The sequence below is a fragment of the Collinsella sp. LCP19S3_A7 genome, assembly GCF_052121995.1.
In the GTDB taxonomy this organism is placed as follows: Bacteria; Actinomycetota; Coriobacteriia; order Coriobacteriales; family Coriobacteriaceae; genus Collinsella.
Genome location: NZ_JBQKDE010000012.1, coordinates 1 through 18,079 on the forward strand (window position 1 = coordinate 1; position 18,079 = coordinate 18,079).

The 18,079-nt window shown below is 58.6% G+C and carries 16 protein-coding genes; 10 read left to right on the forward strand and 6 right to left on the reverse strand.

What is annotated here, in order from left to right:
- Positions 1-353: 353 nt before the first annotated feature.
- Both pdxT and pdxS read right to left on the reverse strand, forming a co-directional pair.
- Positions 354-941, reverse strand: a complete 588-nt coding sequence (pdxT, locus tag ACTQV3_RS06465) for a pyridoxal 5'-phosphate synthase glutaminase subunit PdxT (protein ID WP_441068798.1) — start codon at positions 939-941, stop codon at positions 354-356.
- Positions 942-961: 20 nt separating this feature from the next.
- Positions 962-1,852 (reverse strand): pyridoxal 5'-phosphate synthase lyase subunit PdxS, encoded by an 891-nt coding sequence (gene pdxS, locus ACTQV3_RS06470; RefSeq protein ID WP_154517081.1) that lies wholly within the window; start codon positions 1,850-1,852, stop codon positions 962-964.
- A gap of 145 nt (positions 1,853-1,997) precedes the next feature.
- Here pdxS and pdxR point away from each other — a divergent pair, with 145 nt between their 5' ends.
- Positions 1,998-3,428: a MocR-like pyridoxine biosynthesis transcription factor PdxR gene (gene pdxR, locus ACTQV3_RS06475; RefSeq protein ID WP_441068796.1), complete on the forward strand. Its 1,431-nt coding sequence runs from the start codon at positions 1,998-2,000 to the stop codon at positions 3,426-3,428.
- A 549-nt stretch (positions 3,429-3,977) separates the two neighbouring features.
- A complete protein-coding gene (locus ACTQV3_RS06480; RefSeq protein WP_441068794.1) occupies positions 3,978-4,850 on the forward strand; it encodes a hypothetical protein in 873 nt (290 codons plus the stop codon).
- 250 nt (positions 4,851-5,100) lie between these two features.
- Here ACTQV3_RS06480 and ACTQV3_RS06485 read toward each other — a convergent pair whose 3' ends face one another.
- Positions 5,101-5,661 carry a ferritin family protein gene (locus ACTQV3_RS06485; RefSeq protein ID WP_154517090.1) on the reverse strand — a complete coding sequence of 187 codons (561 nt, stop codon included), beginning with the start codon at positions 5,659-5,661 and terminating at the stop codon, positions 5,101-5,103.
- A 405-nt stretch (positions 5,662-6,066) separates the two neighbouring features.
- Here ACTQV3_RS06485 and ACTQV3_RS06490 point away from each other — a divergent pair, with 405 nt between their 5' ends.
- From ACTQV3_RS06490 to ACTQV3_RS06515, 6 genes are all read left to right on the forward strand, one after another.
- Positions 6,067-6,582, forward strand: a complete 516-nt coding sequence (locus ACTQV3_RS06490) for an iron-containing alcohol dehydrogenase (RefSeq protein WP_441068792.1) — start codon at positions 6,067-6,069, stop codon at positions 6,580-6,582.
- Positions 6,583-6,590: 8 nt separating this feature from the next.
- Positions 6,591-7,970, forward strand: coding sequence for an aldehyde dehydrogenase (locus ACTQV3_RS06495; protein WP_441068790.1), 1,380 nt, complete (start codon positions 6,591-6,593; stop codon positions 7,968-7,970).
- Between the two features lie 266 nt (positions 7,971-8,236).
- Positions 8,237-8,563: an HIRAN domain-containing protein gene (locus tag ACTQV3_RS06500; RefSeq protein ID WP_117655201.1), complete on the forward strand. Its 327-nt coding sequence runs from the start codon at positions 8,237-8,239 to the stop codon at positions 8,561-8,563.
- An 18-nt stretch (positions 8,564-8,581) separates the two neighbouring features.
- Entirely contained in the window at positions 8,582-8,719 is a 138-nt protein-coding gene (locus tag ACTQV3_RS06505; RefSeq protein ID WP_441068788.1) for a hypothetical protein, read from the forward strand.
- Between the two features lie 107 nt (positions 8,720-8,826).
- Positions 8,827-9,372, forward strand: coding sequence for a metallophosphoesterase (locus ACTQV3_RS06510; RefSeq protein WP_441068786.1), 546 nt, complete (start codon positions 8,827-8,829; stop codon positions 9,370-9,372).
- Positions 9,373-9,522: 150 nt separating this feature from the next.
- Positions 9,523-11,280 carry a DUF2130 domain-containing protein gene (locus tag ACTQV3_RS06515; protein ID WP_441068784.1) on the forward strand — a complete coding sequence of 586 codons (1,758 nt, stop codon included), beginning with the start codon at positions 9,523-9,525 and terminating at the stop codon, positions 11,278-11,280.
- 79 nt (positions 11,281-11,359) lie between these two features.
- Here the strand turns inward: ACTQV3_RS06515 and ACTQV3_RS06520 are convergent, their stop codons facing one another.
- The 3 genes from ACTQV3_RS06520 to ACTQV3_RS06530 all read right to left on the reverse strand — a co-directional run bounded on the left by ACTQV3_RS06520 (position 11,360) and on the right by ACTQV3_RS06530 (position 16,182).
- The gene (locus ACTQV3_RS06520) at positions 11,360-14,041 is read right to left on the reverse strand and encodes a DEAD/DEAH box helicase (protein WP_441068782.1); all 2,682 of its coding nucleotides are present in this window, start codon (positions 14,039-14,041) and stop codon (positions 11,360-11,362) included.
- A 267-nt stretch (positions 14,042-14,308) separates the two neighbouring features.
- A complete protein-coding gene (gene trmB, locus ACTQV3_RS06525; protein ID WP_441068780.1) occupies positions 14,309-15,190 on the reverse strand; it encodes a tRNA (guanine(46)-N(7))-methyltransferase TrmB in 882 nt (293 codons plus the stop codon).
- 119 nt (positions 15,191-15,309) lie between these two features.
- Positions 15,310-16,182 (reverse strand): class I SAM-dependent methyltransferase, encoded by an 873-nt coding sequence (locus ACTQV3_RS06530; protein WP_427747897.1) that lies wholly within the window; start codon positions 16,180-16,182, stop codon positions 15,310-15,312.
- Between the two features lie 267 nt (positions 16,183-16,449).
- On the opposite strand from ACTQV3_RS06530, the gene ACTQV3_RS06535 reads away from it, so the two are divergent.
- Positions 16,450-17,166 (forward strand): helix-turn-helix domain-containing protein, encoded by a 717-nt coding sequence (locus ACTQV3_RS06535; protein WP_441068778.1) that lies wholly within the window; start codon positions 16,450-16,452, stop codon positions 17,164-17,166.
- Positions 17,163-18,062 (forward strand): DUF4097 family beta strand repeat-containing protein, encoded by a 900-nt coding sequence (locus tag ACTQV3_RS06540; protein ID WP_441068776.1) that lies wholly within the window; start codon positions 17,163-17,165, stop codon positions 18,060-18,062. The genes ACTQV3_RS06535 and ACTQV3_RS06540 overlap by 4 nt, the downstream gene beginning before the upstream one ends.
- The last annotated feature ends 17 nt before the right edge of the window (positions 18,063-18,079 follow it).

Sequence of the window (18,079 nt, forward strand, 5' to 3'; positions counted from 1 at the left end):
GGCGCGGCTGCGCCTATGGCACTTCAACATCATTGTCGCAGCCCCGACCCGCGGTCACGAGCGGGGGCTCCTATCTTTTTAGTGCCCTCGGATTGGGTCATAGTGTCTGTCGTTGCCAAAACATCGGCGTTGCCTTGATCCAAACCTGCCAAAAAGGGACAGGTTTATTTTGGTCGGTATTATCTGGGCAAACGTGGCAGTCTATCGCAATGTAGTCGTTGAGAACGTCCCCAACGACTACATAGCATGAGAGTGGATAATCTCCCGGTTTGAGCTTGCATCCAAGCTCAAAGTGGGAGATTTCCACTCTCATTTGCTATGCGTCTGAAAATCCACGTTCGTTTGTTTTCTGCCTACATTTGGAGGAAGAGCTCGTGGAGGCGGGTGTCGTCGTCGAGCTCGGGGTGGAAGGTGACGCCGAGCTGATTGTCTTGACGGGCGGCGATGATGCGGCCATCGACTTCGGCTAGGGCCTCGGCATTGCCGTGCACCTCGACGATGCGGGGTGCACGGATAAACGTTAACGGCACTTCACCGTCGATACCGCCTACCTGCCCCTTGGTGCGAAAACTGCCGAGCTGCCTGCCATAGGCATTGCGCTCAACGAGTATATCCATGGTTGCCAAGCGCGGTGTCCCCTTGTCATCGTGGGCGGCAAGGTCGCGCGCCAACAGAATCAGACCGGCACAAGTTCCCAGTACAGGCATGCCTTCAACAATGCGGGTACGAAGATCCTCGAGCATATCGAGTTCGGCAAGTAGCTTGCCCTGAACGGTGGACTCGCCGCCGGGAAGTACCAGACGGTCAAAGTTCTGCTGCAAATCGGCCGCCTGCCTCAGCTCAATACAGTGTGCGCCCAGCTCGGATAGTCTTGCTTCGTGCTCGGCAAAAGCGCCTTGGACCGCCAGCACGGCGACCGTTTGGTCTGCATAATCGCTCATGGGCGATCCTTTCTGCCGGACTAGCGCCCTCGCTCTTCCATGATAATCTCGATCTCGTCGGCGTTGATGCCCACCATGGCCTCGCCCAGGTCCTCCGAAAGCTCGGCAATGAGTTTGGCATCGGTGAAGTTTGCCACGGCCTTGACGATGGCGGCGGCGCGCTTGGCCGGGTTGCCGCTCTTAAAGATGCCCGATCCCACAAAGACGCCCTCGGCGCCCAGCTGCATCATCAGCGCGGCGTCGGCGGGGGTCGCTACGCCGCCGGCGGCAAAGTTCACGACGGGAAGCTTGCCCGTGGCGTGGACCTCGCGCACCAGCTCGACCGGAACCTGCAGTTGCTTGGCTGCCTCAAAGAGCTCGTCATCGCGCAGGGCAACAACGTCGCGGATCTGCTTTTGGATCTTGCGCATGTGACGCACGGCCTGGACGACATCGCCCGTACCCGGCTCACCCTTGGTGCGAATCATCGTGGCGCCCTCGGCAACACGGCGCAGCGCCTCGCCCAGATCGCGGGCGCCGCAGACAAACGGCACGTCAAACTGGGTCTTGTCGATGTGATAGACGTCGTCGGCAGGGGAGAGAACCTCGGACTCGTCGATGTAATCGATCTCGATGGCCTGCAGGACCTGCGCCTCGACAATGTGGCCGATGCGGCACTTGGCCATAACGGGGATGGAGACGGCCTCTTGGATACCCTTGATCATCTTGGGGTCGCTCATGCGTGAGACGCCGCCTGCGGCACGGATGTCGGCCGGGATGCGCTCGAGTGCCATGACGGCGCAGGCGCCCGCCTCTTCGGCGATGCGTGCCTGCTCGGGCGTGGTGACGTCCATGATGACGCCGCCCTTGAGCATCTGCGCGAGCTCGCGATTGAGTTTGACGCGATCTGCCTTGCTGGTCTGTTCTGCCATGGTTGCTCCCTTGGTTGGCATGTGCATTGCTTGACGGAACATCCTATCGGGGAGCTGGGTATGGCGAAATACTCAGTTTTAGAGATAATAATAAGGCCAGACTAATACCAGATTGAATGACTCAATAAGGTCAGGTGATAAACTCATGCTTGACTACAATTTGGAAAAACGCGGCGAAGCATCGCTCTATGAGTATATTTACCAGCAAATTCGAGATGATATCGTTGCTGGACGCATTGCGGCGGGGGAGCATCTTCCGTCTAAGCGCGCCTTTGCCAATCATCTGGGAATCAGTGTCATTACCATCGAGAATGCATATAGCCAGTTACTTGCCGAGGGCTATATTTGCTCAATGCCGCGTCGTGGCTACTACGCTTGCGAGCTTCCGGATGCACCGGTTTTGGCTTCGGCTGCAGAGGGCATCGACCGGGATGCCGTCTCTGCGGGTTCCGGCGCGCATGATGTCAACGGACAGGTCGAGCGATTCGATGCACTTTCTCCTTCTGCTTTGGAGGCGGCGCGGCTTTGGCAAAGCGCGCTGCGGGCGACGCTGGCATCCGAAGACGAGCGCGAAATCTTTTCGACCGCGCCGGCACAGGGCACCACTCGGCTACGACGCGCAATTGCCCACCATCTGCGCGGGACAAGGGGCATGAATGTCGACCCCAACAACGTTGTTATCGGTGCGGGCGCCCAGCTGCTCGATACCATGTTGGTTCAGTTGCTTGGCGCCGACAAGGTGTATGCCGTTGAGGACCCGGGCTATTTGCGCCTGACGCGCATCTATCAGGCTATGGGTTGCAAAGTTCGACATATCCCGTTGGATGATGAGGGCGTAGACTTGAGCGCTCTGCAGAAAACGGGGACCGATGTCCTTCACCTGATGCCGTCCCATCAGTATCCGACCGGCCTGGTGACGAGCATTGCGCGTCGCTATGCGCTGCTGAGCTGGGCCGCCGAGCGACCAGGTCGATATCTCATCGAAGATGACTTTGATTGCGAGTTTCGTCTGGCCGGCAAGCCGATTCCCGCGCTTGCTTCGATCGATGCCGCTCAATCGGTCATCTACACCAACACGTTTTCGAAGAGCCTTTCATCGGCGTTGCGTCTAGCGTACATGGTGTTGCCCGATGAGCTGATGAAGCGGTTTAGGTGCAACCTTGGTTTCTACGCCTCGTCGGTGAGCTCTGTCGACCAGGTCGCTTTGGCTCGTTTGCTGGAATCGGGTGATTACGAGCGACATGTGAACCGCGTGCGCGTTCGTGCTCGTGAGGCGCGTGATGGCCTGGCGGCGCTTGTACGGAATGCGTTTACAGCAGGAGAGGTTTCGATCGAGCATGCAGACGCAGGTCTTTACTGCACCGTGGTTGCGGAGCGGGGAACGGGCGGAAGCTCTTTTGCGCAGGCCCTCACGCACTCGAGCATCCCTTTTATCGATATCAGTAACTGTTATTCGTGTGCCGATGGCGCATCTGTCCCTGAAAACTCAACTCAAATTCTTGTCCAGTATGACGACCTAAGTCCGGAGGTGCTTAATACCCTGGAATCGCAGCTAATGGGGCACTCTGTAACCTAAGTGAGTAGACTTTTGGCACTTTGGCGACCAGACAGTTTTGTAACAAGCTATCTACCTGTGGTTTTGAGAAGTGGGATCATCGGTCTGCTCGGGATGTCCCAAAAAGTCTACTCACTTGCCGCGTAAAGCTTCCGCATGAGAAAAAGGGGGGGGGGTTTTCGACAGGGCTTCGTCCAGTTCTCGGTAAGCTTTTGGCCAGTTGGGGAGGGCTGTTGAAAACTTTGCAGTTCGTTCGGCTCCATTTTTGGTGCGTTCGCGCCAATGAGAGACCGACTGGGTTGAAATTCGTGCTTTCCTGTGCCTATGAAGGATCTACTTTGTGACATATCGGCTTTTAGGTACTGGCGTTTGCCCCCTCAAGTCCGCGCTTTGTGTCCTCCGCTTCCGCGGCCGGATGAAGACCGGCAGCGATATGACCTCGTCCGCAACCCGACGGCTGCGGTCGCGCTCGGTTTTCCGTTGTATACATTGGTTCGGACGAGAAACAAACGGACTTGCCCTGCCAACATTAGGCAGCGGCTGTTTCTTGGTGAACTCCCCAGGGAATCCGTGCTGGAAACGGAGCATGGATTTTTGGTCACGTCTCCTCTACTGACGGCATTTATCATGTCTCGACATCTGACGGATCTCCAACTTCTTCTGGTATTGGCGGAGATGTGCGGCCTGTTTGCGGTATGTGCCCTGCCGGCGCCACTTGAGGTGGAGCTTTCGCGTGCAATTGATTCGGGTACGATTTCGACAACGTTGGGTTGGGTGCGCTGCCCGTCCGAGGGCGGCACCGCCTCAAATTTATGGCGTCGCGACGCTTTGGTTTTGGATGGGGACCTTGACCGTTTTTGTTCAGATGTTTGCGGGATGCGTTACGGCAATCGATTTATGGCGGTATCGCATCTCGTTCCATTGGGTGCCGCTTCGCCTTTTGAGGTCGAGGCGTATTTGTTGCTTGGACTGCCGCGAGCCCTGGGAGGTGAAGGGTTTTGCGGCATAGAGCTCAATGTCAAAGTGGTGCTAAGCACAAGTGCTCGAGCGATTGTAGGAAAGACCCGCGTATATATCGATCTACTTCTTTCCTCGCCGGACGGGAGGCGACAGGTGGCCATTGAATGTCAGGGAAATGCCTCGCACGGGCGCGCTGGGGATGGCTTGCGTGACGCTGACCGCATGACGGCGCTTCAAGCCATGGGCTACGACGTGCTTCTCCTGACACACGGACAGATATTCGATGAGGATAGATTCCGTGCGATCGTTAAGGCCGTATGCAGGATGCTCGATGTTGAATATCGCTATAAAAGCTCGGATGAGCAAAGGGCTGAGGCATTACTCCGGTCTGAACTATTCGTTGACTGGACAAAATTGGGAGTAATCGACGGAAAGATGTCCATTGGACACAAAACAGCTCGATCGTGGACGGCGCGGATCTAAGTGAGTAGACTTTTGGCGTGATGGCGACCAGGCCGTTTTGCAACAAGTCATTTACCTGCGGCTTTATAGAGCAATATGGATGGTCTGCTCGGCAAGTTCCAAAAAGTCTACTCACTTAGTTTTTGACGAGAAGTCGATGCCGAAGGTGGCCCTATTTCAGGGCGTTAACGAGTTCATGAGACACGAAAAAAGGCCCGAACCATGCGGTCCGGGCCCTTTAAAGTTAGAGATTATCTCTCAGGCGGTTGGCCTAGCCAAAGTAGCGCTTGAGCAGGCCGGCGAAAGCCTTGCCGTGGCGGGCCTCGTCGCGAGCCATCTCGTGCACGGTGTCGTGGATGGCATCGAGGCCAGCGGCCTTGGCGCGCTTGGCAAGATCGGTCTTGCCGGCAGTGGCGCCGTTCTCGGCCTCAACGCGCATCTCGAGGTTCTTCTTGGTGGAGTCGGTCACGACCTCGCCCAGGAGCTCGGCGAACTTGGCGGCGTGCTCGGCCTCCTCGTGGGCAGCCTTCTCCCAGTATAGGCCGATCTCGGGATAGCCCTCGCGATGGGCGACACGAGCCATGGCCAGGTACATACCGACCTCAGAGCACTCGCCCTCAAAGTTGGCGCGCAGATCGGCAACGATGTCCTCGGAGACGCCCTCCATCTTGGCGACGCCCACGACGTGCTCGGCAGCCCACTCGAGCTTGCCCTCCTCCTGCTTCAGGAAACGAGAACCGGGAACGCCGCACTGGGGGCACTTAAAATCCTCGGGCAGCTGGTCGCCGTCGAACTCTTCCACATAACCGCAAACGGGGCAAACAAATTTCATGATTCGATCCTTTCGATGGATGGCGATGGGGCGCTTGTCCGATCCCGTAAGGGCCCTCTCCGGACGTGCGTCTTGACGAGTTCTATTATCCATAAATGCAACAAAATGTGAAGCCTATTAGGAATGATTTTTGATAAAACAATTTTGAGATATGAAGATGTTGATTGATTAACGATTGGCAGGCCGCCTGCGAGCTCCGATGAGTAGAATCGGTCGAGCAAATGTTGACCAATCAACAAATGAGGGAGTTTCCTTTATGCATCTAGCCCGCTGCGCCTGGTGCCGAACGTATCAAACGGTTTTTCGCATCGCATTGCCGGTGCTGCCCTATACCGAGCCACGCATTCTGGAGCATGCTGAGAGAGCGCCTGCCAGGCCATTATCGGCTTTGGCGGTGGCTCGGCCATGGACTGTGCCAAGGGCGTGGGAGCACGAATCGCGCAGCCAAACAAGCCCATCAACAAGATGCGCGGCCTGCTGCGCGTCCACCGTCTCCTGCCGCTGCTTATTGCGGTTCCCACTACCGCCGGTACGGGAAGCGAAGTCACGCTCGCGGCGGTTATCACCGATGACGAGACGCACCACAAGTACCCCATTAACGACTTTGTGCTTATCCCACGCTTTGCGGTGCACGACCCCGAGTTCACGCGAGGTCTGCCCGCCTCCATTACGGGGCAGACGGGCATGGGCGCCCTGACGCATGCCGTCGAGGCCTTTATCGATTGGGTCGTTCGAATGAACGCCGCCTTGGACATTCCCAAATATGTGACGGGCATTCGCCGCTCTGACATTCCCGAGATGGCGGCGCATGCCGATGCCGAGGCCAATCCGTTGTACCCCGTTCCACTTTTGATGGACCGTTTGGAGCTGATGCGCATGTACGAGGTCGTCGCGGGTGGTATGTTTGAGGGCGAGAACTAGGAGGGTCCATGAACACCGAGGAAATTGCGCGCATTGTCGGAGACCAGCGCGTCTACTTTAAGACGCACGCCACGTTTGATGTCGATGCTCGACGTCGTGCGCTCGTGAGTTTACGCGATGTGGTGCGGGCCCACGAGGCCGATATTGCCCATGCGCTCAAGACCGATTTGGGAAAGTCGCATGACGAGGCGTATATGTGCGAGATCGGCACGTCGCTTTCCGAGATTCGTCATCAGATCGCACATGTGGCTCGATGGAGTCGTCCGCGCCTGCGTCCGTGCGACCTTGCCAACGCCGTGAGTGTGTGCAAAACGCAAGCCGTGCCCTATGGCGTCACGCTCATCATGGCCCCGTGGAACTACCCGTTTTTGCTAACGCTCGAGCCGCTCGCCGGCGCCCTTGCCGCGGGCAATACTGTGGTCATCAAGCCGAGCGCCTATGCTCCGGCATCGAGTGCGGTGCTCAAGCAGATCTGCGAAGAGGCATTTGATCCGTGCCTGGTGACAGTTGTCGAGGGCGGGCGCGCCGAGAACGAAGCGCTGCTCGATGAGTACTGGGACAAGATCTTCTTTACCGGTAGCGTTCCGGTCGGCAAGCTCGTCATGGAGCGCGCAAGTAAAAACCTTACGCCCGTGACGCTTGAGCTGGGTGGAAAGAGTCCCTGCATCGTGGATGCGACGGCAAACTTGAAGGTTGCAGCACGGCGTATCGCCTTTGGTAAATGGCTCAACGTGGGGCAGACCTGTGTGGCGCCCGACTACCTGCTGGTCGATACGCGTGTGCACGACGAGTTGCTGGGCCTCATCAAGGAAGAGGCGCGCCGTATGTTTGGCGAGCATCCGCTCGACAACGAGGATTACGGGCATATCGTCAATGCCAAGCATTTTGCGCGCGTGCATGGGCTGATCGATCCCGATAAGGTCGTGCTTGGAGGTGCTGCGCGCGAGGCTTCGCTCAAGATTGAGCCGACAATTTTGGACGGCGTGGCCCCCGATGACGCCGTGATGCAGGAGGAGATTTTCGGTCCCATCTTGCCGGTGCTGACGTTTGAGAGCCTAGACGAGGCCGAGACGTTTATTACGGATCGTCCGACGCCGCTGGCCCTGTATATCTTTAGCCAGGACCGTGAGGTTCAGCAGCGCTTTGTGCGTTACGTGCCCTTTGGTGGCGGTTGCGTCAACGACACGATCATGCACCTGGCTACGAGCCATATGGGCTTTGGCGGCATGGGAGCGAGCGGTATGGGGCAGTACCATGGACGCGAGAGCTTCAATACGTTTAGCCACAAGAAGAGCATCGTGAACAAGGCAACGTGGCTGGACGTGCCATTTCGCTATGCCCCTTACGCAAACTGGAAGCACAAATTCGTGCGCATGTTTGTGCATTAAAATCAGATGGCGTAGGGACAAACAAAGTGGCCGCCTCCGCGTAAGCGAAGACGGCCACTTCTCACGATGAAAACGTGTATCGGAATTGGCAAGACCCGCTGCCACGGATGCCATCCGTGCCTCTATCTCATCTGCAAGCGCTCTGTCGTGCAAGAGTAGCAGCGAGCGATTTAAAGACGCAGACAGGATGAATTTGTGTCCGCGCGGGCCCGTAGACTTCTCGGTAAGGTTAAGCGCCGGTTTATCCGGCCGTTAGGGGAGTTGCTATGTACGAGCCTTCACGTGTTCTTCTGTCGTTTCACATTGCGGGATTTCAGTATGCCGACGGCGCTTTGGTCCTGGGCGATCTTAAAGCGGGCGATAAGCTGACGCTGTGCGCCGAGCGTGATAATCCCCATGATCCCGAGGCGGTTGCGATCTACTACGGCAACACCAAGCTTGGCTATGTTCCGGGAAACGAGGTCGGTCCGCTGTCCTTGATGATGTATTACGGCCATGAGGACGTATTTGAGGCCCGCGTGCAGCAGGTTGCCCCCGAGCGTAGCCCGTGGCACCAGGTGCGCGTTGGCCTCTATGTGGTGGATGCCCGCTAATCGGTAAGGGAGGCTGCCATGTTTGATGACGATGACCTGTTCGATTTGACGAACGATTCGTTTGAGAGGGATATGCTACTCGACGACGATGAGCTGGAGCAGGATTGCAAAAAGCAAAAGGATAAGAACGCCCAGGGTAAAGGTACGAATAAATAGACAAGCGCCGTCGCGGACTGTTTGGCGGGCTCTTTGGGTAACTGCTGCATCGCTGCGTCTGTATACTTAGCACGAGTTGGACGCGTTGCGAAATGAGGACTGAGACGATGATGTGGTTTACCGCCGACCTGCACCTGGGCGATACGAATATCTTGCACGACATGGACCGACCGTTTGGCTCGGTTGAGGAGATGAACCGCAAGGTCATCGATGTTATCAATGAGTGCGTGGCTGCGGACGACCGCCTCTATATTCTGGGTGACTTTACCTATCGTCTGCCCCTAGCGGATGCCGTGCGCCTGCGCGAGCGCATCGAATGCCAGAACGTGACGCTCATCCGTGGTAACCATGACGGCGACTGGGAAGATCCCGACGTACCGCAGATTTGGGAAGACGTGCGCGATTACCTGGAGATTGCTCCCGGCTATGCCAAGGGCCATCGTCTGGTTATGAGCCACTACCCCATGCTCAGCTGGAACGGCAAGGCACGTGGTGCCATCATGCTGCACGGGCATATCCACAGCAGGGGAGACCGCACCAATACGCGCAACCGCGATCGCGAACGTCCTATCTTTCGCTACGATGTCGGCCTCGATGCCAACGAGTGCAAGCCCGTAAGCCGTGACCAAATCCTAGGCTTCTTTGGACTGTAATTCTCGAACCGTCACACAAACCGCCACAAAGGGGACGGGCACCTTTGTGGCGGTTCTGGCACCGTTGCCATTATGGTGGCGGCACCTTTTTTGTCCGTGCGGCGCGGTAGAGTGTAGGCGATTGAAATTTGCGTCCATCGAGGAGCTGCTATGAACGAGATCAAGTGCCCACATTGCGGCGAAGTTTTTAAGGTCGATGCATCCGGCTATGCGGATATCGTCAAGCAAGTGCGCGATGCCGAGTTTTCGCGCGACCTGGATGAGCGTGTGAAGGCGGTCCAGCGCGAGGGCGAGCAAGCGCTGGAGCTTGAGCGCTCGCGTTCGATGGCTGCCTTGCAAAAGGCAGAGTCCCAGCGCAACGCTCAGCTTACCGAGCAGAAGAACGCTGCAGCTCAACAGCTGGCACAAGAGGTTGCCAAGCGCGATGCTGAGCTCGCCGAGCTGCGCGCCAAGCTCGAGGGCGCTGCCGCAGAGCGCGAGAGTGCAAGCCAGCGCGCGGCGGTAGAGGCACGAGCCAACGCTCAAAAGGAGAATGCCGAACTCCAGCGCGAGATCGACAATTTGCGTGCGCAGCTGGAGCGCAAAGATGACGAAGCCAAGCTCGTCGAGTCGGCGGTGCGCAATGCTGCTCAAAACGATTTAGCTGCACGTGATGCTCAGATTGCCGAGCTGCAGGCCAGGCTTGCCGCGGCGGACAAGGCCCAGGAGATGGCGCTTGCCGCTGCTGCGGCAGAGTCGCAGCGTGAGCTCGATGCCGCTCGCAGCGAGGCCGAGCGCGCGCTTGCTGACTATCGCGCGAAGGTACAAGAGAAGTTTTCCGCCGCAAAGGCTCAGTCTGAGCGCGAGGCCGAGGGCCTTCGTGCACAGCTTCGTGAGCAAGAACTTTCTGCAAAAATGGAGCTGTCGAAGGCGGTCGCCGCGGCGGAGCGAGAGCGCGATGAGGCGCGTGCCAAACTGACGAGCGAGCTGGCGGTGCGCGATTCTCGCGAGGAACAGGCCAAGGCGGCACACGAGCTCGAGCTTGCGCAGGCCAAGCGCGCGAGCGATGACCTGATTCGCTACAAGGATGAAGAGATCGAGCGCCTTAAGGACATGAAGGTCCGTCTGTCCACCAAGATGGTGGGCGAGTCGCTCGAGCAGCACTGCGAGACCGAGTTTAACCGTCTGCGCATGACGGCATTTCCCAACGCGTACTTCGAGAAGGATAACGATGCGTCCGAGGGTACCAAGGGCGACTTTATCTTCCGCGAGTGCGACGCGAGCGGCAACGAGGTCATTTCGATAATGTTCGAGATGAAAAACGAGAACGACGAGACCGCGACCAAGCATAAAAACGAGGACTTCTTTAAGAAACTCGATCACGATCGTCGCCAGAAAGGCTGTGAGTACGCGGTGCTCTGCACGCTGCTCGAGCCCGAGAGCGAGCTCTATAACGTAGGGATAGTCGACGTGAGCTATCGCTACGAGAAGATGTACGTGATTCGCCCGCAGTTTTTCATTCCCATGATCACGCTCCTTCGCAACGCCGCCATGGGCTCACTGCGCTATAAGCAGGAGCTAGCGGAGTATAAACAGCAGAATATCGACGTCACGAACTTCGAAGCCAAGATGGAGAAGTTCAAGAATGATTTCGGTCGCAACTACGAGATCGCGAGCCGCAAGTTCCAAACGGCAATCGATGAGATCGACAAGACGATTAGCCATCTGCAGAAAACCAAGGAGGCATTGCTGTCCTCCGAGAACAATCTGCGCCTAGCCAACAAGAAGGCCGACGATCTTACCATTCGCAAGCTCACGTGGGGCAACAAGACCATGAAGGCGGCGTTTGACGAGGCGCGCGGGGCTGCGCCAGAGACAAACGATGAGCCAGCCGAGGCGGATTCGTATGAGGTCGAGGATACCGAGTAAGGCATAACGTATAGTGCAAAAACGGGGCCGCTGGCGATATTGCCAACGGCCCCGCTTCGTTTCGGTCCAGTATGTTCGACTAGTCCTCGAGCAAGTCTTCGATAAAGCCGACGCGGTAGTTTTTGAAGATGACCTCGCCACCGTCTTGCGTGGCGTCCAGGTCGACATCGCCCATGATGCCAAAGTCGTGGTCGCCGTCCTCGTCGGCAAAGATCTGGTGCACGTGCCATACGTGCGCGGTCTTCTCGTCGGACTCATCGATGGAAAACATCGCGGCGCTGCGGGCATCTCCGTCGGTGAGGATTTCCTCGTGCTGCTCATGGTAGGCATCGAGGGCCTTTTGCCAGCGGATCTCGCTCATGCCCCAGTCGTTGTCGAGCTCGCCCAGGTCGCGAACGTGCTCGCGGGCGGCAAGGGTCACGCGGCGAAAGAGCGCGTTGCGCACCAACAGCGTGCAGCCGCGGCGATCCGCCACGACCTCGTCGATGCCCTGCGGCGGCGCGGCGTCGAGGGCTGCCAGGTTGCCGGCGTTCTCCCACTCGTCCACCAGGCTCGAGTCCACCGAGCGCACCACAAAGCCCAGCCACGAGATAATATCGCGCAGGCGCTCGTCGCGCTTCTCAATGGGCACGGTGCGGTCGAGCGAACGGTAGGCCTCTGCCAGGTAGCGAAGCAAAATGCCCTCGGAGCGGGCGATGCCGAGCTTTTGAATGTAGCCCTTAAAATCGCTCGCGCTTTCCAGCATATCGCGCAGGACACTCTTGGGAGAGAGCTGGTAGTCGTTTGCCCAGGGCACTTCCTGGCAGTACTTGTCAAAAGCGGCGTCGAGCAAATCCTCGAGCGGCTTTTCGTACGTGACGTCTTGAATGCGCTCCAAGCGTTCCTCATACTCGATGCCGTCGGCCTTCATCTCGGCCATAGCGCGATCGCGTGCGGCGCGCTCCTGTGCACGCAATACCTGCTTGGGGTCCTCGAGCGTGGCCTCGACCATCGAGATGAGGTCCATGGTATAGGTCTCACTTTCGGGGTCGAGCAGCTCCAGCGCGGCAAGCAAAAACGGCGAGAGCGGCTGGTCGAGCGCAAAGTCCTCGGGCAGGTCGACCGTCAGCGCGTAGTCGATGTCCGGCGCGGCGTCAGCCGGAGCGTCGGGTGCGGGCGGCACCTCGGTGCGCACGACGACGCCGGAGTCGATGAGCGTGGCGAAGATCTCGTCGGCGCGAACCTCAAGCTTGGCCTTCTCTTCGGGGGCCTGCAGGCTTGTCTCGATGAGGTCATGTACGCGGGCTCGGGCATTGCCGCCCTGCTCGACCACACTAATCACCATAGAGTGCGTGATGCGCAGGCGTGGCTTGAGTGTTTCGGGTTGCGTCTCGATCAGGCGCTCAAAAGTTTGCTTGTTCCATGAGACAAAGCCCTCGGGGGCCTTTTTCTTTTTAATCTTACGGAGTTTTTTGGGGTCGTCGCCCGCCTTGGCCATAAGCTTGGCATTCTCGATCTCGTGCTCGGGTGCCTCGGCGATTACCATGCCCTCGGTATCGAAGCCCGAGCGACCGGCGCGACCGGCAATTTGATGGAACTCTCGGGCGCGCAGACGACGCATCTTGTAACCATCGAACTTGGTGAGCGCGGTGAGCACCACGGTGTGGATGGGCACGTTGATGCCGACGCCGAGCGTATCGGTACCGCAGATGACGGGCAGCAGGCCCTGCTGCGCCAAGCGCTCGACCAGCAGGCGATAGCGCGGCAACATGCCAGCATGGTGCACGCCGACGCCGCATCCAAGCAGGCGCTTGAGAATCTTGCCAAAGGCCGTGGAGAAGCTCGTTCCCTTTGCCGCCTCCTTGATGGCTTCGCGCTGCTCCTTGCTGGCGATGCCAAAATTGGCGAGTGACTGTGCCGTCGCAAGGGCGGCATCCTGGCTAAAGTGCACGATATAGAGCGGGGCCTCGCCACGGCGCATGGCGAGCTCGACCGTGCCCTCGAGGGAGGTCGTCACATAGTCGTAGCTCAGCGGAACAGGACGCGGGGCATCGACAACCAAGTCGCAAGCAGCGCCGGTGTGCTCCTCGAGCGAGGCGGCGATGGCGGAGACATCGCCGAGCGTGGCGCTCATGAGCATAAACTGCGTGTGGGGCAGGGTGAGCAGCGGTACCTGCCAGGCCCAGCCGCGGTCGGGGTCGGCAAAGTAGTGGAACTCGTCCATGGCCACGCAGCCCACGTCGGCGCCCTCGCCCTCGCGCAGCGCATCGTTGGCAAGGATTTCGGCCGTGCAGCAGATGACGGGCGCCTTGGTATTGATATGCGTATCGCCGGTGATCATGCCGACGTTATCGCGGCCGAGTACCTGTACCAGGTCGAAGAACTTTTCGCTGACCAGGGCTTTGATGGGGGCCGTGTAATAGCAGCGCTTGCCCTGAGCCATGCCCATAAAGAGCATGCCCAGTGCGACGAGCGATTTACCCGATCCGGTCGGTGTGCCTAAAATGACGTGATCGCCGGCGGCCAGGTCCATGAGGGCCTCTTCTTGGTGATCCCACAGCTCAATGCCACGGTCGCTCGTCCATTCAAAGAAGCGTTCGAAGGCCTGATCGGGCGTGAGCCATGGTTCGGGCTCGCTGCCGTCCTCGGGCTCCCACCAGGTGGGAGAGAGCGCGCCGAGCGAGCCAAACTCGGCTTCGGTTCCCGTGCCGCCCGAGAACGAGCTGGCGGCGCCGGCACCGGAGACGGTGCTGGCGGCGGTATCTGTCGTGGTCTGTGCCATGTGTTTGCTTTCTCTCGCGATTGTCCGCCAACTATTATGGCGTAGCGTCGCATCGATGCGTTTGCAGGCAAGAAAATGCAGGAAATGGGCGTTCTGCCCAGCTGTTTGGTGCAGTTGCCAGCTAAGTGAGTAGACTTTTTGCAATATCGCGAGCACATGGCTTTTGCGTAAAGGCTCTACCTGCGGTTTTATTATTGGTTACGTGGGTTGTGCTTGGCTATTGCAATAAAGTCTACTCACTTAGATTTGAGGGTCGTTTGCTGGCGCCTATTTGCGCTTGTTTGCCGAAGCCGCGACCATCAGAGGCCCCTGGGACTCCTGCGGTAAGCGCTTCTTGCCCTTGCGGGCGCGGTTTTTAAAGTTCTCGACGGCCTCTTCCATGCCGAGGGGCACGTAGGTGAGCTCATCGAGATTGTCGGGCAGGTAGCACGCAAGGCTTTGCTCCTGCGCGCGCCCCGCCGTGAGCTGTTCGTCGCTGGGCAGCGAGTCGGGAGTGGCGCAAATGCCATAGACGGCGGCACCCATCTCGCGCGTGCGGCGCTCGTATTCGGTCTCGGGATGCTCGGGATGGTCGCGGCGAACGTCGTCACTTACCCAAAGTGTGTCGTAGCCGGCCGCGGCAAACTGCCCCAGGGCGTAGTCGCGCAATGGCTTGCTGTCGGTGCGCAGCGTGACGGTGGCGCCGGCTGAAAAAAGCGGGCGGTAGAGCATCAGATGGTCGACATGGACGAGTCGTTTTTTGGCGTACTTGGCCTTAGGCTGCGGCGTGGGAAAGTTGATGGTGATGGTATCGAGCTCGCCTGTGGCAAACAGCTGCGGCAACGATGCGGCGCCTCGGGGCAGGACGAGTGCGTTGGTCAGTTCCTGCTCGCAGATTTTCTGTGCGGCATAGGCGATGCAGATGGGCTCCTGGTCCATGCCGATAAAGAGCGTGTTTGGCTCGTGGGCCGCGCGCTCTACAAGGTACGTTCCCTTGCCGCAGCCAAGATCCAGGTGAAGGTGTTCGAAAGACTTGCTGCCTGCGGGCGCACAGGCCTCGCGCCAATCTCCGGCATAGATTTCAGGGTTCGTCTCAATCGCATCGGCGTAGCGCTCCAGGCGCTCTTCGAGCACAAAGTTCTTAGGCGTGCGAACGTGGACGGCTCCCATGAGGCTCCTTGGTCATAAGTATGGAACGCATAGCTGCGCGTTCCGTCAATGGGTTGAAAAAAGGGTAGGCATAGCTTGCCCGAAAGATGCGGTGCGGCTCGACGGCGAGTCGTCGGTGCCTACAGGCGCTTGAGAATCACGTAGCGGTTGAGCTCGCCACTGCGACCGTCGGCATGGAAGCGCTCAAGCTCGCGTACGGGGACCTCGCCGCTCTTGTAGAACGTGCGCACGCCGCGCACCAAGTCGGTGATCTGCTGATCGTCAAAGTGGTGGCAATAGCGGTAAGCATGGCGGTCGTTTTGCCAGCCAATGAGGTGGTCGCCGGCTTCAAACTGCGCGGAATCGTAACCCTCAAACGGCGGGGTGAGCTCGGCGCGGGCCTCGGCGCGAACGGCCTTGCGCGCCATGCGCTCGTCGTTCATAAACTCCCAAAAGCTAATGGCGATGATGCCGCCCGGGCGCGTCTGCCGCACCAGGGCGTCGAGCACGCGTACGCGGTACTCGCACGACGGCACGTGGTGCATAAAGCCAAAACAGACCGAGATGTCGGCGAGCGGGGCGTCGAAAAGCGCGTCGGGAGTCTCGGCGGGGTTGAGCTTCATGAGGGCATCGAGCACGTCGAGTTCCTGGAAGTGCAGGTTGGGAATGCGCAGGGCGTGACCGCGTGCATCGATGGCCAGGTCTTGGCACGAGTCGACGCCATAGAACTCAAACGGGCAGCTGGCATCTGCCGAGGAGTTTGCGCCGTCGACGCCCTTGGCGGCAAGTGCGCCGCCGGCGGCAAAGTTCTCGAATCGCATATTGCCGCAGGCGAGATCGAAGACGCGGACGGGATGCTCGATTGTGGCGACGTCGAGCTGCTCGAGCGCGATATCCATGGTGCGTACCCAGCCGGGCCACGGGGCCTGACGCGTATCGGAAAAGGAGGCGGAGTGCTCGCGATAGAACGTGTTGTTGAGCTGGATGAGCGATGAGGCAAAATCGCGGTTCACGGCGCGGGACTCCCTCCGTTGGCGGTGCGAAATGAACAGTACGACCATACTACCGTTAACGCCGCAACGGGGACAACCAAGCTACGTGTCATTGCTTTGTTTGGACACATTTCCGCAGCTCATATGCACCCGCAACCGCCGGTTGTCAAAAATCTCACTAGAATAGGTGGCATGCTTTTGGCGGTGGCGGATAGATTTTTAACTGTGCAAGGCGCCTTAAGAACAAAAACGGTCCGGCGGCACGGCTGGCATCACATAGGAGGAACCATGAATGTAGAAACTGCGCAGCGGCTCGCCGACCTTCGCCGCAGCAAAGGCTTTAGTCAAGAAGGGCTGGCACGAAAGCTGGGACTGTCGCGCCAAGCGGTCAGCAAATGGGAACGCGCAGAGAGCTCGCCCGATACCGAGAACCTGATCTCGCTCGCCAAGCTCTATGGCGTGAGCCTGGACGAGCTCCTCAATCCGAGCGATGAGATCGAGGACGATATCGAGTTTGAGAACGAGGACCGCGCCCGTCAGCGCGAGGCCGAGGCGGCAGAGCGCGCACGCACCCATGAGGCGGCGGCACGCGCCACCGAGGCGGCAACGCAGGCGAGTGATGCTGCGGCCAAGGCGGCACAAGCGGCAAGCTGGAGTGCACAGGCCGCCAACGCTGCTACGGCGCAGGCGACGAGTGGCGGTGCAGTTGGCTCGACTCCGGTGAAGGGCCCGTTCCAGTCGTTCCCGTATTGGGCCGTGTGCTGGCTGCTGTTCTTTTTGCTGATGTTCCCGTTTGGTGCCGGCCCCTTTGCTGCGCTCATCTTCTTTACGATTCCCATCTATCACTGGGTGGCGCGTGCGCTCGATGGTGATTGGGCACGCGGGGATATTCAGGTTGGTCCGGCACCGGTGACAGCTAGGGCTCAGAATGTTTCCGCTGCGGTTGATGCTGACGTGGCTACCGCGACCACCGCTGAGCCGATTGCCAAAGAGGGTGATGAATGATGAAGCTTTCGCATGAATCCAAGGTACGCTTGGGCGTTGGCGTCGGAGCGTTTGTGCTTATCATTGGACTTGTCTTTGGCATTTCGCGGCTATTGGCTCATTCCGATATGGTGCGTACGACCGGTATTCTATCTGGCCATTTGTCTGATTTTGACGATATGTTTGACGAGGACGATTCCTTGAATAGCGGTAACTATTCCGCTCGGCCTCAGCGACTTTCGAGTGCGACTTTTGATGCCGATGAGTTCCGCTACCTCGATTTCGATATCAATGCGGCTTCGGTGGACGTCAAGGTTGTTGATGGCAACAAGGCTCGCGTTATAGAGCGGGGGCGCGTTGCCGAGGGTATGGATGCCTCCAAGGCCGCGACGCAAAACATCGCATCCGTCGAGGACTCGACGCTCAAGGTTTCCCAGTTTGGAAGTGATGACGGTAAGGCAATCGATCGCTCAGTTACGGTTGAGCTGCCACGCCGTGTTGCCGAACATTTGAAGGGAGTCAACGCGCACGTGGGCTCGGGTGATCTGCAGATTGCCGGTGTCATCTGTGATGGTTTCGACCTTTTCCTGGGTGCGGGAGATGTAGAGTTTTCGGGCAGCGTGACTGATGCGCTCAGCGCTGAGGTCGGTTTGGGCGATGCGACGTTCGAGCTCTACCAGGCCCCCGCGAAGTCGATGGACGTGAGCGTGGCCTCGGGCGATGTGGAGATGACGGTTCCGAATTCTACGGGCTTTAAGGCGAGCCTTACCGTGGGCAGCGGCGACTTCGAGAGCGATTTCCTTCCGCTTGGCTACGATGGCGAGACTATTTTGAATCATGAATTCGATAACGGCGATAAGTCTGCCACGTATCGTTTTGAGGTCGGTTCGGGCGACATGTCGTTTGATCCGGAGTGACAGACGGCTATCGAAGA

Coding starts and splice junctions, on each gene's coding strand:
- trmB (WP_441068780.1), bottom strand. CDS start 15,190: ATGGGAGCCGTCCACGTTCGCACGCCTAAGAACTTTGTGCTCGAAGAG.
- ACTQV3_RS06505 (WP_441068788.1), top strand. CDS start 8,582: ATGTTTGATGACGATGACCTGTTCGATTTGACGAACGATTCGTTTGAG.
- ACTQV3_RS06515 (WP_441068784.1), top strand. CDS start 9,523: ATGAACGAGATCAAGTGCCCACATTGCGGCGAAGTTTTTAAGGTCGAT.
- ACTQV3_RS06485 (WP_154517090.1), bottom strand. CDS start 5,661: ATGAAATTTGTTTGCCCCGTTTGCGGTTATGTGGAAGAGTTCGACGGC.
- ACTQV3_RS06500 (WP_117655201.1), top strand. CDS start 8,237: ATGTACGAGCCTTCACGTGTTCTTCTGTCGTTTCACATTGCGGGATTT.
- ACTQV3_RS06535 (WP_441068778.1), top strand. CDS start 16,450: ATGAATGTAGAAACTGCGCAGCGGCTCGCCGACCTTCGCCGCAGCAAA.
- ACTQV3_RS06540 (WP_441068776.1), top strand. CDS start 17,163: ATGATGAAGCTTTCGCATGAATCCAAGGTACGCTTGGGCGTTGGCGTC.
- ACTQV3_RS06495 (WP_441068790.1), top strand. CDS start 6,591: ATGAACACCGAGGAAATTGCGCGCATTGTCGGAGACCAGCGCGTCTAC.
- ACTQV3_RS06490 (WP_441068792.1), top strand. CDS start 6,067: ATGGACTGTGCCAAGGGCGTGGGAGCACGAATCGCGCAGCCAAACAAG.
- pdxR (WP_441068796.1), top strand. CDS start 1,998: ATGCTTGACTACAATTTGGAAAAACGCGGCGAAGCATCGCTCTATGAG.
- pdxS (WP_154517081.1), bottom strand. CDS start 1,852: ATGGCAGAACAGACCAGCAAGGCAGATCGCGTCAAACTCAATCGCGAG.
- pdxT (WP_441068798.1), bottom strand. CDS start 941: ATGAGCGATTATGCAGACCAAACGGTCGCCGTGCTGGCGGTCCAAGGC.
- ACTQV3_RS06510 (WP_441068786.1), top strand. CDS start 8,827: ATGATGTGGTTTACCGCCGACCTGCACCTGGGCGATACGAATATCTTG.
- ACTQV3_RS06520 (WP_441068782.1), bottom strand. CDS start 14,041: ATGGCACAGACCACGACAGATACCGCCGCCAGCACCGTCTCCGGTGCC.